Source organism: Variovorax ureilyticus (assembly GCF_037889935.1).
In the GTDB taxonomy this organism is placed as follows: Bacteria; Pseudomonadota; Gammaproteobacteria; order Burkholderiales; family Burkholderiaceae_C; genus Variovorax; species Variovorax ureilyticus.
The window spans coordinates 458,739-478,450 of the sequence record NZ_JBBKZU010000003.1; the positions used below are offsets into that span (position 1 = coordinate 458,739).

Annotated in this window: 24 protein-coding genes; 13 read left to right on the forward strand and 11 right to left on the reverse strand. The window is 62.8% G+C overall.

Annotated features, from left to right (window positions below; genetic code table 11):
- The 3 genes from WKW77_RS09645 to rlmD are packed head-to-tail and all read left to right on the forward strand — an operon-like array spanning position 1 to position 3,470.
- Positions 1–960: a peptidoglycan DD-metalloendopeptidase family protein gene (locus WKW77_RS09645; RefSeq protein ID WP_340356625.1), complete on the forward strand. Its 960-nt coding sequence runs from the start codon at positions 1–3 to the stop codon at positions 958–960.
- Positions 961–966: 6 nt separating this feature from the next.
- Positions 967–1,998 carry a sigma-70 family RNA polymerase sigma factor gene (locus WKW77_RS09650; protein WP_340356626.1) on the forward strand — a complete coding sequence of 344 codons (1,032 nt, stop codon included), beginning with the start codon at positions 967–969 and terminating at the stop codon, positions 1,996–1,998.
- Between the two features lie 38 nt (positions 1,999–2,036).
- A complete protein-coding gene (rlmD, locus tag WKW77_RS09655; RefSeq protein ID WP_340356627.1) occupies positions 2,037–3,470 on the forward strand; it encodes a 23S rRNA (uracil(1939)-C(5))-methyltransferase RlmD in 1,434 nt (477 codons plus the stop codon).
- Between the two features lie 47 nt (positions 3,471–3,517).
- On the opposite strand, the gene WKW77_RS09660 is transcribed toward rlmD, so the two are convergent.
- Positions 3,518–4,219 carry a Bax inhibitor-1/YccA family protein gene (locus tag WKW77_RS09660; RefSeq protein ID WP_340356628.1) on the reverse strand — a complete coding sequence of 234 codons (702 nt, stop codon included), beginning with the start codon at positions 4,217–4,219 and terminating at the stop codon, positions 3,518–3,520.
- A gap of 166 nt (positions 4,220–4,385) precedes the next feature.
- Between WKW77_RS09660 and WKW77_RS09665 the strand changes: the two genes are divergently transcribed.
- Positions 4,386–4,793: a GlcG/HbpS family heme-binding protein gene (locus tag WKW77_RS09665; protein ID WP_093161537.1), complete on the forward strand. Its 408-nt coding sequence runs from the start codon at positions 4,386–4,388 to the stop codon at positions 4,791–4,793.
- A 175-nt stretch (positions 4,794–4,968) separates the two neighbouring features.
- On the opposite strand, the gene hemP is transcribed toward WKW77_RS09665, so the two are convergent.
- The 6 genes from hemP to bfr all read right to left on the reverse strand — a co-directional run bounded on the left by hemP (position 4,969) and on the right by bfr (position 8,188).
- The gene (hemP, locus tag WKW77_RS09670; protein ID WP_340356720.1) at positions 4,969–5,184 is read right to left on the reverse strand and encodes a hemin uptake protein HemP; all 216 of its coding nucleotides are present in this window, start codon (positions 5,182–5,184) and stop codon (positions 4,969–4,971) included.
- A gap of 100 nt (positions 5,185–5,284) precedes the next feature.
- Positions 5,285–5,698 carry an ExbD/TolR family protein gene (locus WKW77_RS09675; RefSeq protein WP_340356629.1) on the reverse strand — a complete coding sequence of 138 codons (414 nt, stop codon included), beginning with the start codon at positions 5,696–5,698 and terminating at the stop codon, positions 5,285–5,287.
- 5 nt (positions 5,699–5,703) lie between these two features.
- Positions 5,704–6,417 (reverse strand): MotA/TolQ/ExbB proton channel family protein, encoded by a 714-nt coding sequence (locus WKW77_RS09680; RefSeq protein WP_340356630.1) that lies wholly within the window; start codon positions 6,415–6,417, stop codon positions 5,704–5,706.
- A gap of 19 nt (positions 6,418–6,436) precedes the next feature.
- On the reverse strand, positions 6,437–7,123 hold the full coding sequence (locus WKW77_RS09685; protein ID WP_340356721.1) for an energy transducer TonB: 687 nt from the start codon (positions 7,121–7,123) through the stop codon (positions 6,437–6,439).
- Between the two features lie 98 nt (positions 7,124–7,221).
- Entirely contained in the window at positions 7,222–7,494 is a 273-nt protein-coding gene (locus WKW77_RS09690; protein WP_340356631.1) for a (2Fe-2S)-binding protein, read from the reverse strand.
- Between the two features lie 217 nt (positions 7,495–7,711).
- On the reverse strand, positions 7,712–8,188 hold the full coding sequence (gene bfr, locus WKW77_RS09695; protein ID WP_340356632.1) for a bacterioferritin: 477 nt from the start codon (positions 8,186–8,188) through the stop codon (positions 7,712–7,714).
- 239 nt (positions 8,189–8,427) lie between these two features.
- On the opposite strand from bfr, the gene ahpC reads away from it, so the two are divergent.
- Together ahpC and ahpF are read left to right on the forward strand one after the other, a co-directional pair.
- Positions 8,428–9,000 (forward strand): alkyl hydroperoxide reductase subunit C, encoded by a 573-nt coding sequence (gene ahpC / locus WKW77_RS09700; RefSeq protein WP_340356633.1) that lies wholly within the window; start codon positions 8,428–8,430, stop codon positions 8,998–9,000.
- Positions 9,001–9,080: 80 nt separating this feature from the next.
- Complete coding sequence (ahpF, locus tag WKW77_RS09705) at positions 9,081–10,661, forward strand: alkyl hydroperoxide reductase subunit F (protein ID WP_340356634.1); 1,581 nt, start codon at positions 9,081–9,083, stop codon at positions 10,659–10,661.
- A gap of 16 nt (positions 10,662–10,677) precedes the next feature.
- Here ahpF and ppsR read toward each other — a convergent pair whose 3' ends face one another.
- The gene (ppsR, locus tag WKW77_RS09710; protein WP_340356635.1) at positions 10,678–11,499 is read right to left on the reverse strand and encodes a posphoenolpyruvate synthetase regulatory kinase/phosphorylase PpsR; all 822 of its coding nucleotides are present in this window, start codon (positions 11,497–11,499) and stop codon (positions 10,678–10,680) included.
- A 191-nt stretch (positions 11,500–11,690) separates the two neighbouring features.
- On the opposite strand from ppsR, the gene ppsA reads away from it, so the two are divergent.
- From ppsA to dnaB, 7 genes are all read left to right on the forward strand, one after another.
- Entirely contained in the window at positions 11,691–14,084 is a 2,394-nt protein-coding gene (ppsA, locus tag WKW77_RS09715) for a phosphoenolpyruvate synthase (protein ID WP_340356636.1), read from the forward strand.
- 213 nt (positions 14,085–14,297) lie between these two features.
- Complete coding sequence (locus tag WKW77_RS09720; protein WP_340356637.1) at positions 14,298–14,777, forward strand: hypothetical protein; 480 nt, start codon at positions 14,298–14,300, stop codon at positions 14,775–14,777.
- A 91-nt stretch (positions 14,778–14,868) separates the two neighbouring features.
- Positions 14,869–15,243 (forward strand): 30S ribosomal protein S6, encoded by a 375-nt coding sequence (gene rpsF, locus WKW77_RS09725; protein WP_340356638.1) that lies wholly within the window; start codon positions 14,869–14,871, stop codon positions 15,241–15,243.
- A 4-nt stretch (positions 15,244–15,247) separates the two neighbouring features.
- Positions 15,248–15,550, forward strand: coding sequence for a primosomal replication protein N (gene priB / locus WKW77_RS09730; RefSeq protein WP_340356639.1), 303 nt, complete (start codon positions 15,248–15,250; stop codon positions 15,548–15,550).
- Positions 15,551–15,570: 20 nt separating this feature from the next.
- The gene (rpsR, locus tag WKW77_RS09735) at positions 15,571–15,852 is read left to right on the forward strand and encodes a 30S ribosomal protein S18 (RefSeq protein ID WP_019655919.1); all 282 of its coding nucleotides are present in this window, start codon (positions 15,571–15,573) and stop codon (positions 15,850–15,852) included.
- A gap of 13 nt (positions 15,853–15,865) precedes the next feature.
- Positions 15,866–16,318 carry a 50S ribosomal protein L9 gene (rplI, locus tag WKW77_RS09740; protein WP_184528074.1) on the forward strand — a complete coding sequence of 151 codons (453 nt, stop codon included), beginning with the start codon at positions 15,866–15,868 and terminating at the stop codon, positions 16,316–16,318.
- Between the two features lie 189 nt (positions 16,319–16,507).
- On the forward strand, positions 16,508–17,911 hold the full coding sequence (dnaB, locus tag WKW77_RS09745; RefSeq protein WP_340356640.1) for a replicative DNA helicase: 1,404 nt from the start codon (positions 16,508–16,510) through the stop codon (positions 17,909–17,911).
- On the opposite strand, the gene WKW77_RS09750 is transcribed toward dnaB, so the two are convergent.
- The 3 genes from WKW77_RS09750 to WKW77_RS09760 all read right to left on the reverse strand — a co-directional run bounded on the left by WKW77_RS09750 (position 17,908) and on the right by WKW77_RS09760 (position 19,610).
- Positions 17,908–18,618, reverse strand: a complete 711-nt coding sequence (locus WKW77_RS09750; protein WP_340356641.1) for a helix-turn-helix transcriptional regulator — start codon at positions 18,616–18,618, stop codon at positions 17,908–17,910. The two genes, dnaB and WKW77_RS09750, sit on opposite strands and share 4 nt — an antisense overlap.
- Before the next feature lie 77 nt (positions 18,619–18,695).
- Positions 18,696–19,151: a GyrI-like domain-containing protein gene (locus tag WKW77_RS09755; RefSeq protein ID WP_340356642.1), complete on the reverse strand. Its 456-nt coding sequence runs from the start codon at positions 19,149–19,151 to the stop codon at positions 18,696–18,698.
- Positions 19,152–19,238: 87 nt separating this feature from the next.
- Positions 19,239–19,610, reverse strand: a complete 372-nt coding sequence (locus WKW77_RS09760; protein WP_340356643.1) for a VOC family protein — start codon at positions 19,608–19,610, stop codon at positions 19,239–19,241.
- Between the last annotated feature and the right edge of the window lie 102 nt (positions 19,611–19,712).

Below are 19,712 nucleotides of genomic sequence, written 5' to 3' on the forward strand. Positions count from 1 at the left end.
ATGCAGGGTATTGGCAATCGGGGCTGGCTTGCCGGCATGACGCTGGCAGTTGCGCTCGTGATTGTGGGATGTTCAACGCCGAGCGGACCGGTGCCTGTCGAGGATCGCGGCGCGATGACGCGCGCGCCGGCCGCAGGCGCGACGAACGTGCAGCCCGGGATCGGCGTGCCGCCGATCACCACCGATCCGTCTGGCAAGCCACTGCCTGGCATCGAAAACTACGGCAAGCCCGGCTACTACGCAGTGCGGCCCGGCGACACGATTCGCCGCATCGGCGCAGAGACGGGGCAGAGCTGGCAGAACATCGCGAAGTGGAACAACCTCGACAATCCTGACCTCATCGAAGTGGGGCAGGTCTTGCGCGTGATTCCACCTGTGGGTGCGGTCGCAGCGTCGACGCCGGCGCCGGCGGTCGCATCGACCGCGGATGCATCGGGTACCGCCAATCGATCGACGACTCAGCCGATCGTCGCGCCCGCCACTGCCGCAGCGGCTGCGTCGTCGGCCAATGCAGCTACCAATGGAACCGCCAAGCCACCCGCGCCCGTGACGGCATCGCCCACGCCGCCTGCGGCGTCGGTATCCGGTGACGAGGACGTGGGCTGGATCTGGCCAGCGCAGGGCAGCTTGATCGCGGGCTTCGACGAGGCCAAGAACAAGGGCCTCGACATCAGCGGCAAGGCGGGTGATTCGGTGCTCGCGGCTGCCGATGGCCGTGTGGTCTATGCGGGCGCGGGCCTGAGGGGCTACGGCAACCTCATCATCCTGAAGCACAACAACACCTATCTGACGGCTTACGCGCACAACCGCACGCTGCTCGTCAAGGAAGACCAGTCCGTGCAGAAGGGACAGAAGATTGCCGAGATGGGCAACAGCGACGCTGATCGCGTCAAGCTGCACTTCGAAATCCGCCGACAGGGCAAGCCGGTCGATCCGGCTCGGTACCTGCCGCCACGCTGACGTGCCATGGCCAGCGCCCGCCCTTATCGCACTCCGGTCGTGCGGCGAGCGGCGGGCAACGGCGGGGCATCGGTGCACGGCGGCCAGGCCGGAGCCACGAACGCCCATGATCGGATCGATGGCATCGCGAACGATGGCCGCGACGAGAACCTGCGCAGCGGCGTCACTGTCAACCTGTCGGGTGAAAGCGGCGATTCGCTGACGCTTTACCTTCGCGAGATTCGCCGGACCGAACTGTTCACCCCCGAGGAAGAGTATCGAACAGCGTGCGCCGCACGGGAGGGGGATTTCGCCGCGCGGCAATCGATGATCGAGCACAACCTGCGCCTCGTTGTGAATATCGCCAAGGGCTATCTCGGTCGGGGCGTGCCCATGGCGGATCTGATCGAGGAGGGCAATCTCGGGCTGATGCATGCGATCAACAAGTTCGAGCCGGAGCGAGGGTTCCGCTTCTCGACCTATGCGACCTGGTGGATCCGGCAATCGATCGAACGCGCCGCGATGATGCAGGCGCGAGCGATTCGCCTGCCGGTCCACGTGGTGCGCGAACTGCAGCAGGTGATGCGCGCACGCCGCACGCTGGAGGGCGACCCCGAGTTCCTTGCCCGTCGGCCTGATGGCATTCGCGTCGAGGATGTCGCCGCGCTGCTCGGCCGCGAGGTCCAGGAAGTGGCCGATCTCCTGGCCCTCGCCGAGGCACCGCGATCGCTGGACGCCGGCAGTGATCGTGGTGAAGACAGCTTCACCCTTGCCGACACCGTGGCGTCGGACGACGAGGGCGGTGATCCCACCGGTGTCACGCAGACGCATGAAGTCGAGCGCCTCCTCGATCAGTGGATCCTCGTTCTGACGGAGCGGGAGCGTGAAGTTCTCGAAGGCCGCTACGGTCTGCATGACCGTGATCCCGAAACCCTCGAGGTGTTGAGCGTTCGTCTTGGTTTGACGCGGGAGCGTGTGCGGCAGATTCAGAACGAAGCGCTCGCCAAGATGCGGCGCCAATTGGCGCGGGCGGGCGTACAGCGCGACGCGCTTCTTTGACCGCCGGGGGTGAAGCCGCTGCCTGAGACAATCGGGGCATGACGGATTCGAAAGTGAAGAACGAGGAGCAGCACCGCTCCAACGATGAATGGCTGCAGGTCGAATCGCTCGACCTCGATGCGCAAGGCGTGGCGCACAAGGCCAACGGCATGGTGGTGTTCATCGAAGGTGCATTGCCTTTCGAGCAGGTGCAACTCAACGTGCACCGCAAGAAGAACAACTGGGAGCAGGGCACGGTCACGAAGATCGGCCGCGAGTCGTCCCAGCGTGTGCGGCCTGGTTGCCCGCATTTCGGTTTGCATGCTGGCGCTTGCGGCGGCTGCAAGATGCAGCACCTCGATGCCGCCGCGCAAGTCGCCGTGAAGCAGCGTGCGCTGGAAGACAACCTCTGGCACCTGGGCAAGGTCCGGCCGGAAAACATCCTGCGTCCACTCGAAGGGCCCGCATGGCATTACCGCTATCGCGCGCGACTTTCGGTCCGGCACGTGATCAAGAAAGGCACGGTCCTCATCGGATTCCATGAGCGCAAGAGCCGCTATCTTGCGGACATGAAGGTGTGCCCGGTGTTGCCGCGGCAGGTCAGCGACATGCTGATGCCGCTGCGCGCGCTCATCGGCTCATTGGATGCGCGTGATACCTGCCCGCAAATCGAGCTCGCCTGCGGCGACGCACCGGACGGCCTTCAACTGGGCGTCATCGCGCTCGTGCTGAGGCATCTGGAGCCACTGTCGGGCGCGGACGTCGACCGGCTGAAGGCTTTCGCGGCGCAGCACGAGGGCGTGCAATGGTGGCTGCAGGCCAAAGGGCCGGACACCGTCAAGCTGCTCGAGGAAGGCGGTCCGGCATTGGCCTACGAGTTGCCCGAGTTCGGCGTCAGGATGCCGTTCAAGCCGACCGATTTCACCCAGGTCAATCCGCACATCAATCGGGTTCTCGTGGGTCGTGCGCTTCGGCTGCTCGACGTTCGTCCGGACGAGCGGGTCATCGACTGGTTCTGCGGCCTGGGCAATTTCACGCTGCCGCTGGCGAGTCGCGCGCGCGAGGTGCTGGGCATCGAAGGCAGCGACACGCTGGTGGGGCGCGCAACCGACAATTTCGAGCGGAACCGTCCCGCCACGGCGGCGCGGCGCGCACTGGCTGCGACCCGCTTCGTCGCCCGCAATCTGTTCGAAATGACGCCCGAGATGCTCGTCGCGGACGGCGCCGCCGAAAAGTGGCTGGTCGATCCGCCGCGCGAAGGTGCGTTTGCATTGGCGAAGGCGGTCGCGGACCTGCATCAGCAGCCGGAACTGAGGGCAGGCTGGGTGCCGCCGAAGCGCATCGTCTATGTGAGCTGCAATCCCTCGACGCTGGCCCGTGACGCCGGCCTGCTCGTCCATCAGGCGGGCTATCGATGCACCTTCGCGGGCGTCGTCAACATGTTCCCGCACACCGCGCACGTCGAGTCGATCGCGGTCTTCGATCTGGCATGAAAAAAGGGTCCGCAAGGACCCTTTTTTCCGAAGGCGAGTGGTCGAAGTCAGTCGCGTTCGCCGCCCAGGATGCCCAGCAGGGCCAGGAGGCTCTGGAAGACGTTGAACAGGTCGAGATAGAGCGCCAGGGTCGCGCTGATGTAGTTGGTCTCGCCGCCGTCGATGATCTGCTTGAGGTCATACAGCATGTACGCGGAGAAGATGCCGATCGCCGCTACCGAGATGGCCAGCATGCCGGCGGTCGATCCGACGAAGACGTTGATGATCGCGCCGATCATCAACACCATCGCACCGACGAACAGCCACTTGGACAGGCCCGACAGGTCGCGCTTGATCACCGTCGCGAGCGAGGCCATGACGAAGAAGACGCCGGCGGTACCGCCGAATGCGGTCATGACGAGCTCAGGCCCGTTCTTGAACCCGAGCACCATCGCGATCAGCCGCGAAAGCATCAGGCCCATGAAGAAGGTGAAACCCAGAAGGACGGGCACGCCAGCGCCGGAATTCTTGGTCTTCTCGATCGCGAAGATGAATCCGTAGGCGCCCGCGAGGAACACGATCAGGCCGACGCCGCCCGTCAGCGAGCGGGTGATGCCGAAAGCCACGCCGAGCCATGCTCCCAGGACCGTCGGCAGGAGACTCAAAGCGAGCAGCCAGTAGGTGTTGCGCAGGACGCGATGACGCTCTGCCTGGGGCAGAGTCTGGCCATAGCCGACGGAAGTAGCGAGTGTGTTGACAGGGTCGTTCATTGCTGAAACTCCACAAATATGCTGCACCGCTGCAGTTTGGGCGCATTCTAGGGCGCGACAAGATGCCGGAAGAACAAATACCTGAACTGAAACGGTCTTAGCGCGTTCGGGGCGCGGCCCCGTGCGGGCGCTATGCTTATAGGTTGCGCAACTTTTCGGACGACCCATGAAAACCAAGTCTTTCCTCGAACTGGCCGATGTCAAGGCGATCGCAGCAGCGGCCGAAGCCGAAGCCGTCAAGAACAACTGGGCGGTGACCATCGCGATCGCCGACGACGGAGGCAACCTGCTATGGCTGCAGCGCCTTGACGGTGCAGCTGCGCTTTCCTCGCACATCGCTCCCGCAAAGGCCCATACCGCTGCGATGGGACGCCGCGAAAGCAAGACCTACGAGGACATGATCAACGGTGGTCGGACGTCCTTCCTTACCGCGCCCGGCGTTCAGGGCCTGCTCGAAGGCGGCGTGCCGATCGTGAAGGACGGGCACGTCATCGGGGCCGTCGGCGTGAGCGGGGTCAAATCCAACGAGGACGCGCAGATTGCGCGGGCCGGGATCGCGGCACTCGGTCTTTGATCGTTCCTTCGATCCAAGCAAAACGCCGACCACAGGGTCGGCGTTTTTCATTGCGGCGTCATGGTGGAAAAAAGTGCATGGCTAGTCGGCGAACCGTTGGCTAGCAAAAAACGACCCTCGGAGATGGGCTCCTTGAGTCGCCCCACGATGAAACTTGTGCGAGGGGCGAGCTGACTTATTTGGTAAGGATCAGCTTGCCGAACTTGGTGGCTTGCAGTCGGTAGAGCGACCCGTTGTGCATGATGCCGACCGTCTTGTTGCCCTTGAGAAGCTCAGCGCTTTCGACGAGGGGCACAGGGTGCGCCGCCGACTCGCCGGAAGCCCGACCGCCGCCTGACTGGTCCAGCGAAGGATGGTTCAGGACGGAAAAGGCATTGGGCGTTGCTTGCATCTTGAAAATCCCGTTGATCGAAGCGATGTGCAAATGATAATGATTCGCAATAATAAGTCAACCATCGCGATCGATTTTTCCGTGCCGCTCTCGGCGTTCCTCACTTCGACTCTGGCTCGGTCACGAAGCCGATCTTGCGCACGCCGGCTTCACGGGCTGCCGACATGACCTGGGCGACACGTTCGTAGCGCACCGCCTTGTCGCCGCGAATGTGCAGTTCGGGCTGGGGATCCTTCACGCCTTCTGCGGCCATGCGCGACTTCAATTCCGCATCGTCGATCTTCTGCTCGTTCCAGTAATAGCTGCCATCCGCGGCCACCGTGAACAGGATGTTCTGCGGCTTGGTTACCTCCGGTTCGCTGCTCGCGCGCGGCAGATCGATGTTCACCGCGTGCTTCATGACCGGCACGGTAATGATGAAGATGATCAGCAGGACCAGCATGACGTCGACCAGCGGCGTCATGTTGATCTCGTTCATGACTTCATCGGGTTCGTCCTGTGTTCCGAAGGCCATGGCGATCAGCCTTTCTTGAGCGCGACGACCGTGGCCTCGCCACCGCTTTGAACCCGCGCACCGGTCACGAAGTAGGCATGCAGGTCGTGGGCGAAGCTGTTGAGCTTGGTCAGCACGAACTTGTTGCCGCGGACGAGGGCGTTGTATCCGAGCACCGCGGGAATGGCGACGGCCAAGCCCAGCGCGGTCATGATCAGTGCCTCTCCAATCGGGCCGGCGACCTTGTCGATCGTGGCCTGACCGGCGGAGCCGATGCTCATGAGCGCGTGATAAATGCCCCATACCGTGCCGAAGAGGCCGATGAACGGCGCCGTCGAGCCCACCGATGCCAGCACGGCCAGCCCGGTCTGCAGGCGAGCGGTGAATTCGTCGATCCCGTTGCGAAGTGCGCGCGTGATCCAGTCGCTCACGTCCAGCGCGTCATGCAGGTGCGCCTTGGTGTTGCGATGGTGCGCTGCGGCCTCGCGGCCTTCGAGCGCCAGCGCGCGGAAAGGATTGCCGTCGTCCCTGCCCAACTTGTTGAGCGCGGTCGCGAAGTCTTCGCTATGCCAGAAGTCCTGTGAGTGTTTGGCAAGACGCTTGTACCTGACGACGTCCAGGGCTTTGATGAGGATGACGATCCAGGATGCGAGCGACATGCCGATCAGCAGCACGGCCACGGCCTTGGTGACGACATCACCCTGATGCCAAACGTTCATCAGGCCAAATTGGGAATCCATACGAAGCTACTCCAGAAAATTAGTTGAGAACCCAGTTGATCGGAACGTTGAATTCCATTTGTTCGACGACGCCATTGCGCTTTCCCGGCACGTAGCGCCAGGTCATGACGGCCTGGCGAGCTGCCTCGTCCAATCGGTCATAGCCGCTGGAGCGGAAGATGGTTGCCTGCTTGGGCAGCCCGTCCACTCCGATCAGGACTCGCACGATCGTCTTGCCCTGTTCGCCGAGGCGCTTGCTCATTGCCGGATACACAGGCTTCGGGTTCTGCAGGTAGTCGGCATTGCTTGACGGCAATTGAACCGAAGGCGGCGCCGGCGGCGCGGGCGCAGGTGCGGGCGGCTCTGGCGGTGCGGGTGCGGCGATGGGAGCCGGGGGCGGAGGTGGCTCGACGCTGCCCGTGGGTGCGTTGGGTGCAGGCTTCGGCTCGCGAATCGCCTGCGGCCGCGGCGGCGGGGGCGTCTTGGTGACCTGCCGTTTGGGCTCTGGCGGAGGAGGCGGCGGCGGTGGCGGTTCCTTGGGCTTGGGAGGTTCGACGAAATCGCTGAGGATCTCGACGGGAATCACGACTTCGGCCGCCCGGCGCAGCAGCCCGCTCTGCAATGCCCAAAGAGCGGCGACGTGGAACAGCACAACGCTGCCCGCAATGACGACGTTTCGCGAGAGCCCGAAGGCGGAAGGGGGGGCTGAAAAGCGGTCAGACACGATGAACCATTGGAGTGCGAGCACCGCCGGAGGTGCCCGTTGCAGCAAAACCGCCACGAATTACTTGCGAAGGATCCACCAGACCGAGCTGGCGACAAAGATCAGACTGCCGCCGAGGGCTGCGAAGAGTTCCATGCTTTGCTTTCCTTGATGGAATTGGCAAGCTGGATCGCTGTCGAGCCGGTGTCGCGGTGGAGCGCGGCAATCGGATGCGAGGCACTGCACTGCGCGACCACTTCGCGTGCGCACCCTTCACATTGGCCGCACTGCGTGGCAACCCCGAGTTCAAACTGGACTTCGTCGAACGTCATGCCGGCTCGCACGTGGCGTGCGATTTCACGGTCGGAGACTCGGCGGCATACGCAAACGATCATGGCCTGTAAGCGACTGGCTGGCTGTACTGAAGAGGCCTCGATTATAAATACGAATTCTTCGCATTTGCAATAACTATCAACCCCGCAGGGTGGTCGGCCTTGATGCCGCCCAGTCTGTCGCGAAGGGGGATCGAAGAAGGGGATTCCGGCTTGCCGCACTTGAACCGGATGGCGCCCGGCCGCCAACGAGCCGGGACGCGTGAGGTGAAGGAAGGCGTTACTCGATCTCACCCATCTGCGATTGCAGATAGTTCTGCAAGCCGACCTTGCCGAGCAGGTCGATCTGCGTTTCGAGGAAGTCGATGTGCTCCTCGGTGTCGTCCAGGATTTCCTGGAGGATGCCGCGCGACACGTAATCACGCACTGCCTCGCAATGCGCGATGCCGGCCTTGATCGTGGCTTGCGCTCCCATTTCCGACTTGAGGTCGCATTCGAGGATCTCGGGTACGTCTTCGCCTACGTTGAGCTTGGCGAGATCCTGAAGATTCGGAAGCCCGTCGAGCATGAAGATGCGATCCATGAGCTTGTCCGCATGCTTCATTTCCCCGATGGATTCCTCGTATTCCTTCTTCGCCAGCTTGTCGAGGCCCCAGTGCTTCAGCATCCGGTAGTGGAGGAAGTACTGGTTGATCGCAGTCAGTTCGTTCTTGAGTTGAGCCTGCAGATGATCGATGACTTGTGGGTCGCCCTTCATGGTCTTTTCCTTGTTCTCGAAAACGGTCGATTGTGAACGTGTTCAGACGCCCCGCAAGCAATCCCATTCGGCTGCGCTATGCATGAGTTGAGCCTGATAGGCGTTCGCATTCGGTTCTCCTGATCGCGACCCGGCATAGGGGCATCCAATAGATTTAATAGAAAGTCGCTATCGATAGGCGAACATTAGTAGTTATACTGATGACTCGCCTTTTTCATTAGCCAACTAGGAACTCATCAATGACCCTGATCAATACTGAAGTCGTCCCGTTCAAGGCCACCGCCTATCACAATGGCAAGTTCGTGCCCGTCTCCGAAGAGAGCTTCAAGGGCAAGTGGTCTGTTGTCGTGTTCTATCCGGCTGACTTCACCTTCGTGTGCCCGACCGAACTCGGCGACCTCGCTGACAACTACGCCGAGTTCCAGAAGCTGGGCGTCGAAATCTACGGCGTGTCGACCGACACTCATTTCACGCACAAGGCGTGGCATGACACCTCGGAAACCATCGGCAAGGTCAAGTACCCGCTGATCGGCGACCCGAGCCAGCAGCTGGCACGCGCCTTCCAGGTCCTGATCGAGGAAGGCGAAGACGCCGGCCTCGCATACCGCGGCACCTTCGTGATCGACCCCGCCGGCAAGATCAAGACGATCGAAGTGCACGACAACGGCATCGGCCGCGACGCTGCCGAACTCCTGCGCCGCGTGAAGGCTGCGCAATACGTCGCCGCTCACCCGGGCGAAGTCTGCCCCGCCAAGTGGACCGAAGGCGCCGAGACGCTCAAGCCTTCGTTCGACCTGGTCGGCAAGATCTAAGCCGCCTTTTTGCGCCGTGGCCCGGGCGCGCAAGCTCCCGGGCCTTTTTGTTCCCGTTTGCATTTAAGAAGTGAGTCCACATGCTCGACGCAGGCACCAAATCGCAACTCAAAAGCTATCTCGATCGCATCACGCAACCGGTCGAGATCGTCGCATCGCTCGACGACAGCAAGGCCTCCGGCGATCTCCAGGCGCTGCTGAAGGACGTGGCGGAGTCGTCTTCTCTCATCAAGGTCGTCGAAAGCCGCGACGACAACCATCGCAAGCCGTCCTTCTCGATCAATCGCCCCAGCCAGAACAACGGCCCCCGCTTTGCCGGGCTGCCGATGGGGCATGAATTCACATCGCTGATCCTGGCGCTGCTCCAGGTCGGCGGCTATCCGCCGAAAGTCGAGCAAGCCGTGCTCGACCAGATCCGCGCGCTCGACGGCGACTTCGAATTCGAGATCTATATCTCCCTGACCTGCCACAACTGCCCGGACGTCGTGCAGGCGCTCAACCTGATGGCGGTTCAGAACCCGCGCATCAAGACGACGATGATCGACGGCTCGCTGTTCCAGGACGAGGTCAAGGAACGGCAGATCATGGCAGTGCCGACCGTGTTCCTCAACGGAACCGAGTTCGGCCAGGGCCGCATGACGCTGGAGGAAATCCTCGCCAAGCTCGACTCGAGCGGCGTGGAACGCGAGGCCAAGAAGATCGCCGCCAAGGACCCCTTCGACGTCCTTATCGTCGGCGGCGGCCCGGCCGGCGCTGCGGCTGCGGTCTACGCGGCGCGCAAGGGCATTCGCACCGGCGTGGCCTCGGAGCGATTCGGCGGCCAGGTGCTCGACACCATGGGCATCGAGAACTTCATTTCGATCAAGGAAACCGAAGGCCCCAAGTTCGCGCTCGCGCTGGAAGAGCACGTGCGCGACTACGACGTGGACATCATGAACCTGCAGCGCGCCTCGGGCCTCGCCCGGTCCGGCGACCTGATCGAGGTCAAGCTCGAAAGCGGCGCGTCGCTCAAGAGCCGTTCGGTCGTGATTTCGACCGGCGCGCGCTGGCGCAACATCAACGTGCCGGGCGAGCAGGAATACAAGAACAAGGGCGTGGCCTATTGCCCGCACTGTGATGGCCCGTTGTTCAAGGACAAGCGCGTCGCAGTGATCGGCGGCGGAAACTCGGGTGTCGAAGCGGCGATCGACCTCGCGGGCCTCGTGGGTCACGTCACGCTGATCGAGTTCGACACGCAACTGCGTGCCGACGCGGTGCTGCAGCGCAAGCTGCACAGCCTCGCGAACGTCACCGTCATCACCCATGCGCAGACGACGGAGATCAATGGCGACCAGCAGAAGGTCAATGGCTTGACCTACAAGGATCGCGCGACGGGCGAAAGCCACCGGGTGAATCTGGAAGGCGTGTTCATCCAGATCGGGCTTGTTCCGAACACCGACTGGCTCAAGGGCACGGTCGAGCTGTCAAAGCACGGCGAGATCATCGTCGACGCGCGCGGCCAGACCTCGGTCCCCGGCGTGTTTGCCGCGGGCGACGCGACGACCGTGCCGTTCAAGCAGATCATCATCGCGGCTGGCGAAGGCGCGAAGGCGGCGCTGAGCGCCTTCGATCACCTGATCCGCACTTCGGCGCCCGCAGAAGCGGAGCCCGTGGCTGCCTGAGGGCTAGACGGGCGCCTCAGTAGCTGAGGCGCTCGGGCCGCAATTCCTGCAGGATCGTCGTTGCGATCTCTTCGATCGACTTCGTGGTGGTCGACAGCCAGCGGATGCCGGCCCGCCGCATCATGGCTTCCGCCTCGCTGACTTCGTGCCGGCAGTTCTCGATGCTGGCGTAGCGGGAATTCGGCCGCCGCTCGTTGCGGATTTCGGCCAGGCGCTCCGGCTGGATCGTCAGGCCGAAGATCTTCTTGCGGTGCGGCAGCAGGGCAGGGGGCAGTTGCCGGCGATCGAAGTCTTCCGGGATCAGCGGGTAGTTGGCCGCCTTGAGTCCGTGCTGCATGGCCAGGTAGAGCGACGTGGGCGTCTTCCCGCTGCGGCTCACGCCGACCAGGATGACGTCGGCGTTCTCGAGGTCGCGGTTGCTTTGCCCGTCATCGTGGGCCAGGCTGAAATCGATCGCCTGGATGCGTTCGTTGTATTCCTTGCTCTTGCTCACGTCGCTGAAGCGGCCGATCCGGTGGTTGGATTTCATTGCCAGTTCGATTTCCAGCGGCCGCACGAATGTCCCGAACATGTCGAGCAGCATGCCCTTGCACTCGGTTTCAATCACTTCGAGCACTTCCATGTTGGCCAGCGTCGTGAAGACGATCGGTCGAACGCCTTCCAGTTCCGCGGTGTGATTGATCCGCCGGACCGCCTGGTGCGCCTTGTCCACCGTGTCGGTGAACGGCAGCCTTACGTGGCGCGGCTTCATCTCGAACTGGGCGAGAACGGCGTTGCCAAATGTCTCGGCGGTAATGCCAGTGCCGTCGGACACGAAGAATACGGTGCGCGTGTGCATGATCTGAAGGCCTTGTCCGGAACCGCGCGCCGGATCGCGGCGCGCCTACAATTCGGCCCATTATCGGGAATGCCGCCGATCGTTCCCCGCCCCAATCCTTCCCATGCATCCGACCCGACGCCCAGAGCAACAAGAATGATCGCGTTGCGCCGCCTGCATGCAGCATCAGTTTCAACTTCTGGAGCTTTCCCATGTCTGCACTCTTCGAAGCGACCGCCCTGGTCGTACCGTTCGAAAACCTGAGGATGACCGACGTCGAGTCGGTCGGTGGCAAGAATGCCAGCCTCGGCGAGATGATTTCCCAGCTGCCGCAGGGCGTGCGGGTCCCGACGGGATTCGCAACCACCGCCCACGCCTTCCGGCAGTTCCTCGCACATGACGGCTTGGCCGACAAGATCAACGCGCGGCTTGCGAGGCTCGACACCGAAGACGTCCGCGCGCTGGCCGCTGCCGGCGCCGAGATCCGTGCGATGGTCGAAGCCCAGCCTTTCCCGGCCGGCTTGCAGAACGCGATCGAATCCGCATTTGCGACCCTTTCCGCCGGCAATCCGCAGGCAAGCTTTGCCGTCCGCTCGTCGGCCACCGCGGAAGACCTGCCGGATGCCTCCTTCGCCGGCCAGCAGGAAACCTTCCTGAACGTGGTCGGGATCGAGGACGTCCTTCACAAGATGAAGGAGGTGTTCGCTTCTCTCTATAACGACCGCGCGATCAGCTACCGGGTGCACAAGGGCTTTGCGCACGACGTCGTGGCGCTGTCGGCCGGCGTCCAGCGCATGGTCCGCAGCGATCTCGGAGCTGCCGGCGTCATGTTCACGATCGACACGGAATCGGGCTTCGAGGACGTCGTGTTCATCACCTCGAGCTACGGCCTCGGTGAAACCGTCGTGCAGGGCGCGGTCAATCCCGACGAGTTCTACGTGCACAAGCCGACCCTGCGCGCCGGCAAGCGCGCAGTGATCCGCCGAAATCTCGGCTCCAAGCTGATCCAGATGGAATTCGCCACGCCCGCCGAAAAGGCGGCCACCGGCAAGCTTGTCAAGACCACCGACGTGCCGACGGAGCAGCGCAACCGCTACTCGCTGACCGACGCCGACGTCGAACAGCTTGCCAGGTACGCCCTGGTGATCGAGGAACACTACGGTCGCCCGATGGACATCGAGTGGGGCAAGGACGGCACCGACGGCCAGCTCTACATCCTCCAGGCGCGTCCCGAAACCGTGAAGAGCCAGCAGGCCGGCAAGGCCGAGCAGCGTTACAAGCTGTTGGGCAAAGGTGCCGTGCTGGCCGAGGGCCGCGCGATCGGTCAGAAGATCGGGACCGGCCCGGTGCGTCTCGTCCACAGCATCAACGAGATGGACAAGGTGCAGCCCGGTGACGTGCTCGTGACCGACATGACGGACCCGAACTGGGAGCCGGTCATGAAGCGTGCGTCGGCCATCGTCACCAATCGAGGCGGGCGCACCTGCCACGCCGCGATCATCGCGCGCGAACTGGGCATCCCCGCGGTGGTGGGATGCGGCGACGCGACCGACCTGCTGAAGGACGGCACGCTCGTGACCGTCAGCTGCGCGGAGGGCGACACCGGCTTCATCTACGACGGGCTGCTCGAAACTGAAGTGACCGAAGTCCAGCGCGGCGAAATGCCCCAGATCGACGTGAAGGTCATGATGAACGTCGGCAATCCTCAGTTGGCGTTCGACTTTGCCCAGCTGCCGAACCAGGGTGTGGGCCTTGCACGCCTGGAGTTCATCATCAACAACAACATCGGGGTGCACCCGAAGGCGATCCTCGACTACCCGAACGTCGACGCCGACCTCAAGAAGGCGGTCGAATCGGTGGCGCGCGGCCATGCTTCGCCGCGTGCGTTCTACGTCGACAAGGTGGCAGAAGGCATAGCGACCATCGCGGCGGCGTTCTGGCCCAAGCCGGTGATCGTGCGGCTCTCCGACTTCAAGTCCAACGAGTACCGCAAGCTGATCGGCGGTAGCCGCTACGAGCCGGAGGAAGAAAACCCGATGCTGGGCTTCCGCGGTGCGGCGCGTTACCTCAGTGCCGATTTCGGCGAGGCATTCGCCATGGAATGCGAGGCGCTCAAGCGCGTGCGCGGCGAGATGGGCCTCACCAACGTCCAGATCATGGTGCCCTTCGTTCGCACGCTCGGCCAGGCCGAGCGCGTGACGGGTCTCCTGGGCGAGCACGGCCTCAAGCGCGGCGAGAACGAGCTCAAGCTCATCATGATGTGCGAGGTGCCGAGCAATGCGGTGCTGCCGGACGAGTTCCTGAAGCATTTCGACGGCTTCTCGATCGGCTCCAACGACCTGACCCAGCTCACGCTCGGACTGGACCGCGATTCGGGGTTGGAGCTGCTCGCGGCGGACTTCGACGAGCGTGACCCGGCGGTGAAGGCATTGCTGGGCCGCGTCATCAGTGCCTGCAAGGCGCAGGGCAAGTACGTCGGCATCTGCGGGCAGGGCCCCAGCGACCACCCCGACTTCGCCGTCTGGTTGGCGGAGCAGGGAATCGAGTCGATCTCGCTCAACCCGGACAGCGTGATCGACACCTGGACGCAACTCGCCGCGCGCTGACCGCGACCCTGACCGTTGCGCGGGCGGGCGACTGTCATCGCCGCGCAACGACTTCTGTCACACGAAACGTTGTAATTCCCGCGTCAGCTTGCCGCATTTGCAACCGGATGCATCTTTGGTGTCAAACTGGTCGCTCCAAAGAGGCGCAACGCACCCGCCCCTTGCAGGTTGGCTGCCGAGCCCAGGTGCTGCCCGTCCGGCGTCGAGGAAAGCATGATTCTTGTCAAGACAGAAACCGGGCACCGGGTGCTCAAGGACCGCTCGGTGCGGCTCACCCCCCGTCAGCGGTCAGCGTTCATTCTTTTTGACGGCCATCGCTCGGTGGACGAGGTGATCGAGTCCGGCATGGGGATCGTGCCGGAGGATATCGACCAACTCGTTGCGCTCGGGTTGCTGGAGCAGACCGCTTCGGGGGCTCCGGCATCCCTTCCGGTGCAGGGCGACTCACCTGTTTCTCGCCCGGCGATTGCCTCGGCGACACCGACCGGGCGTTCCTCGCAGCAGCGTTACAAGGACGCCTATCCCATTGCGACGCAGCTCACGGCAAGTCTCGGTTTGCGGGGCTTCCGGCTGAACTTGGCCGTCGAGGGCACGTCGACGTTCGAACAGCTCCATGAGCTCTTCCCCAAGATCCAGTCCGCCGTAGGCGCCGACAAGGCCGCCGCGCTGGAGCGCGCCCTGACTGGCGACTGAGCCTGCTATAATTTCCGGCTTTGCCTTGCCACACTGCATCTGACGCTGCGGGTGGCTTTAACCCTTCTACGGAAGATCCACAAGGAGTGCCATGCGTCACTACGAAATCATTTTGCTGATCCATCCGGATCAAAGCGAGCAAGTTCCGGCCATGCTGGAGCGCTACAAGGGCATGATCACCGCCGGCGGCGGCAAGATTCATCGCGTCGAAGACTGGGGCCGTCGTCAACTGGCCTACCAGATCAACAAGCTCAACAAGGCGCACTACCTGTGCGTGAACATCGAAGCCGAGCAGACCGTCATGGCCGAGCTCGAGCACGCGTTCAAGTTCAACGACGCCGTTCTGCGCCACCTGACCGTGGTCAAGAAGAAGGCCGACACCGGTCCTTCGTCGATGATGAAGACGGTCGAGCGCGAAGAGGCTCGCAAGGCCCAGCAGGCCGAATACGCCGCCAACAACAACTGATGGTGTGAGAACCGCCGCAGCCAATCAGCTCGTGCTGACTGCCTGCGTCGCCGAAATCGGAGCCCTGCGTTTCACGCCCGCCGGTCTGCCTGCAGTCGACGCCCGACTCGAACATGAGTCGACGATCGTCGAAGCAGGCCAATCAAGAACGGTGAAGGCGGCCGTCAAGGCAGTGGCGTTCGGTGCAGTTGCAGAGCGACTGGCGCGGCAGGCACTGGGAAGTCTCTGGCGATTCCAGGGCTTCCTTGCCACTCCGGGGAACGGCAAGCATCCGGTTCTGCACATCCAGGATTTTCAGCAAGATTAATTTTCGACAAGAGGTCCCAAATGGCCACGTTCAAGAAATTCAACAAGGACAAGCGTCCGAAGCGCAACACCCAGTCGCTGCTGTTCAAGCGCAAGCGCTTCTGCCGCTTCACGGTCGCCGGCGTTGAGGAAATCGACTACAAGGACGTCGATACCCTGCGCGATTTCATCAGCGAAAACGGCAAGATCATTCCCGCGCGCCTCACCGGCACGCGTGCCATCTATCAACGTCAGCTGAACACCGCGATCAAGCGTGCGCGCTTCCTCGCCCTGGTGCCGTACAGCGACCAACACCGCGTCTAAGGAGCTGGACACCATGCAAGTCATTCTTCTGGACAAGGTCGTCAACCTCGGCGTGCTCGGCGAGATCGTCAAGGTCAAGGACGGTTACGCGCGCAACTACCTGATCCCTTCGGGTCGCGCCCGTCGTGCGACGGAAGCCGCCAAGGCCGAATTCGAAGCAAAGCGCGCCGAACTCGAGAAGGCAGCCGCCGCCAAGCTAGCCGAAGCCCAAGCCCAGGGCGAGAAGCTCGCCGGTACGGCCGTCAAGCTGACGCAAAAGGCCGGCGTCGATGGCCGCCTGTTCGGCTCGGTCACGAACCACGACGTTGCCGACGAACTGAACAAGCTCGGCTACAAGGTCGCCAAGTCGCAAGTTCGCATGCCCAGCGGCCCGATCAAGGTTGTTGGCGACAGCACCGTGAGCGTTGCACTGCACACCGACGTGGTCGTCGAAATCAACGTGACGGTCTACGGCGAAAGCGCCTAAGCCTTCAGCAGACAGACAACAAGGTCGCTGTGCGACCTTGTCCGTGTGAGCCGCCTTCGGGCGGCTTTTCTTTTCTCGGGCCGCCGCGTTGTCCCGCGTCGTTCACCGGAAGATCACCGAATATTCACAGCCTTGTCCACGTGACGCCGCGCGCCCTGCGGCTTAGCATGCAGGGTTGCAAGGAGCCTCATGTCCGCCGTCTTTTCCTACGCCGATAACGATCCCTCGAACGACCGGCAGATCGCGCAATTGCGCATTCCGCCGCATTCGATAGAAGCCGAATCGAGCGTTCTGGGGGGACTCCTCCTGGACAACGGCGCGTGGGACCGAATGGGCGATGTGGTGGTGGACGGTGACTTCTACCGTCATGAGCACAAGCTGATCTACGCCGCCATCGGCACGCTGATCAATGCCAGCAAGCCGGCCGACGTGATCACGGTCTACGAGCAGCTGCAGAGCCTCGGCAAAGCCGAGGAGATTGGCGGTCTCGCCTATCTCAATTCGCTCGCTCAATATGTGCCGAGCGCGAGCAACATCCGACGCTATGCCGAGATCGTTCGCGAGCGATCGATCCTGCGCAAGCTCGTCGCCGCCAGTGATGAGATCGCGACGAATGCCTTCAATACACAGGGCAAAGCGGTCGACAAGATCCTCGACGAAGCCGAGCAGAAGATCTTCAACATCGGCGAAGAAGGCACGCGGATGAAGCAGGGCTTCCAGGGCATGGATGCGCTGGTGGTCGAACTGCTCGATCGCGTGACCGAGATGGCCGAGAACCCCAACGACATCACCGGTGTTCGCACCGGCTTCTACGAGTTCGACAGGATGACCTCGGGGCTGCAGCCGGGCGACATGATCGTGCTCGCGGCCCGGCCGTCGATGGGGAAGACCTCGCTGGCCATCAACATCGCGGAGCACGTGGCGCTCAACGAAGGGTTGCCGGTTGCAGTGTTCTCCATGGAAATGGGTGCATCGCAGCTGGCGGTTCGTATCGTGGGCTCGATCGGTCGCATCGACCAAGGACATCTGCGAACCGGCAAGCTCACCGACGACGAGTGGCCGCGACTCACGGAGGCTATCGAAAAGCTGCGCAACGTGTCCCTGCACATCGATGAGACACCGGGCCTGACCACCAGCGAGCTGCGCGCCAATGCACGGCGGCTTGCGCGGCAGTACGGCAAGTTGGGCCTGATCGTGGTCGACTACCTCCAGCTCATGAGCGTGTCGAGCAGCATGAACGACGAGAACCGCGCCACTGCGGTAGGCGAGATCTCGCGCGGGCTGAAGATGCTGGCCAAGGAGCTCAAGTGCCCCGTGATTGCGCTGTCGCAGTTGAGCCGTGGTGTCGAAAGCCGTACCGACAAACGTCCGATGATGAGCGACCTGCGCGAATCGGGCGCGATCGAACAGGATGCCGACCTCATCATGTTCATCTACCGCGACGACTACTACAACAAGGACAGCAAGGAGCCGGGCGTCGCGGAAGTGATCATCAGCAAGCACCGGAACGGGCCCACGGGCACCGTCAAGCTGGCGTTCCTGAAGCCGCTCACCAAGTTCGAGAATCTCGCCATGGGCGGCGACGACTTCTAGTTCCGGCTTGCTGAATCCGCACTTCGCGAGTTCGACTGCAGGCTCCTGAGCATGTCCGCGAGCGTCTTGCCGGCCTCGTCGCGGAAGCGCTCGGGCAGCACCTCGATCTGGTCGATGCGATCGAGCCTGAAAGCGCGAAAGTCTTCCCTCAGTTCGCACCAGGCGGAAAAAGTCCAGACCTTTCCCCAATAGAAGCACCCGAGGGGCCGCACCGTGCGCTGCGTCGGCGCGCTGACGACGTCGTGATAGTCCATGCGGACCTTGTGTCGGGATTGCACGGCTTCCCGCAAAACCTGCAGTCGAGTGCGCGTGCCATCGTCAAGGATGTAGGCGGGCGCATAGAGCGCAAGGCTCTCGGCGGACACGCGCGCCGCGGGCGGCAGCACGGAGAGGATCTTTCCAAGCGCCGATTCGATATCCCGTGCCATCGCGGTGTCGACCCAGCTTTGCGCGAGCCGGGCCGAGGCAACCAGCGCCGCAGCTTCGTCCTGAGTGAACATGAGCGGCGGAAGATCGAACCCTGAACCGATGCGATAGCCGACGCCCGCCTCTCCATCGACCGGTACGCCCTGGCGCTGAAGATCGGCGATGTCTCGATAGACGGTGCGCTCGGAAATCTCCAGGCGTTGCGCGAGGAAGGCCGCGGTCGTAAGCCGCCGCCCGCGAATGATCTGGACGATCTGGAACAAGCGGTCGGCGCGGCGCATGCAGGTGGTCAACTCCCAATCAGCTTCTTGGATCGTGCCGCCCCCACGCGCTTTTGCACTCGGTGGGCGGCTTGATGTCAGTCCAGCTCGACTCCAATATGGATGGCGACCTGTTCCGGGCCGGCGTATGCCTCGAAGTCGCTTCGATAGCGGCGCCTGATTTCAGGATGGTCATCGAAATATTGCCAGATCGCCTCCCACACTGCGAGGACCATCTGGGGCATTGCGCCCTGTCCGCTGAAGACGAGGTAATCGCCGCCTTCGATGCGCACAGCTTCCGGACCATCGGCGACCGCGACGCCGGTCGTGATGTCGAAGGCGCCGTTCGCATCGGTCTCGTAAGCCGAATACACGCCATAGAGGTGCATGTCGGCGATCCGATGGGGCGTCTTTTCGTAGATTCGCTCGTCGAAGAAGCGATTCCACAGCGTGCCGATGCGTGCGGCTCCAGGATTGCTTTCGTCACGGTTGGTCGTTCGCGCGGTCAGCCCCGCGACGTTGAATGCATCCAGTCGTTGAAGTTGAGGTTGCATGTCTTGCTCCGTTTCAGAACGTTTCGCTCCGGACGCGGAGCGAATCGGATTGCGGCGCTGATTTCGAGCGCCGTCGGTTGAGGTGAGTCAGGCCAGCGCGTGCAGGCCGACTTCGTTGCCTTCGGTATCTCGAAGATGGGCGATAAAGCCCATGCCGGCCGGCAGTTCGGATTTGGGCTCCACGATCTGCCCGCCAGCGGCAATGCCCCGGGAAATGGCGTCATCGATGCTCGGCATGCAGTCGAGATAGATGCGCACGCCACTGCCAGCCGACGCGGCGCGGGTCTGGCCCGCCGTGAGGCAGCCGCCGGTGGCAGGCTCTTCGTACGGGAAGACTGCCATTGGGGCGCCGCCGAAGGTCTCCCGCTTCAGCTTGCGGCCAAGCAGGTTTTCGTAAAACGTCTGTGCGCGATCGAGGTCGGCGACGGGGATTTCGAACCAGTTGATGGTGGTGGGCATGATCGGCTTCCTTGGGCGTGAAAGAAGCCTAGATGCTGCGCGACAGCTGCTGACAACGTTCTGTCAGGAGCGTCGCCGACATAGCGGCTCAGCCGAGCCGAC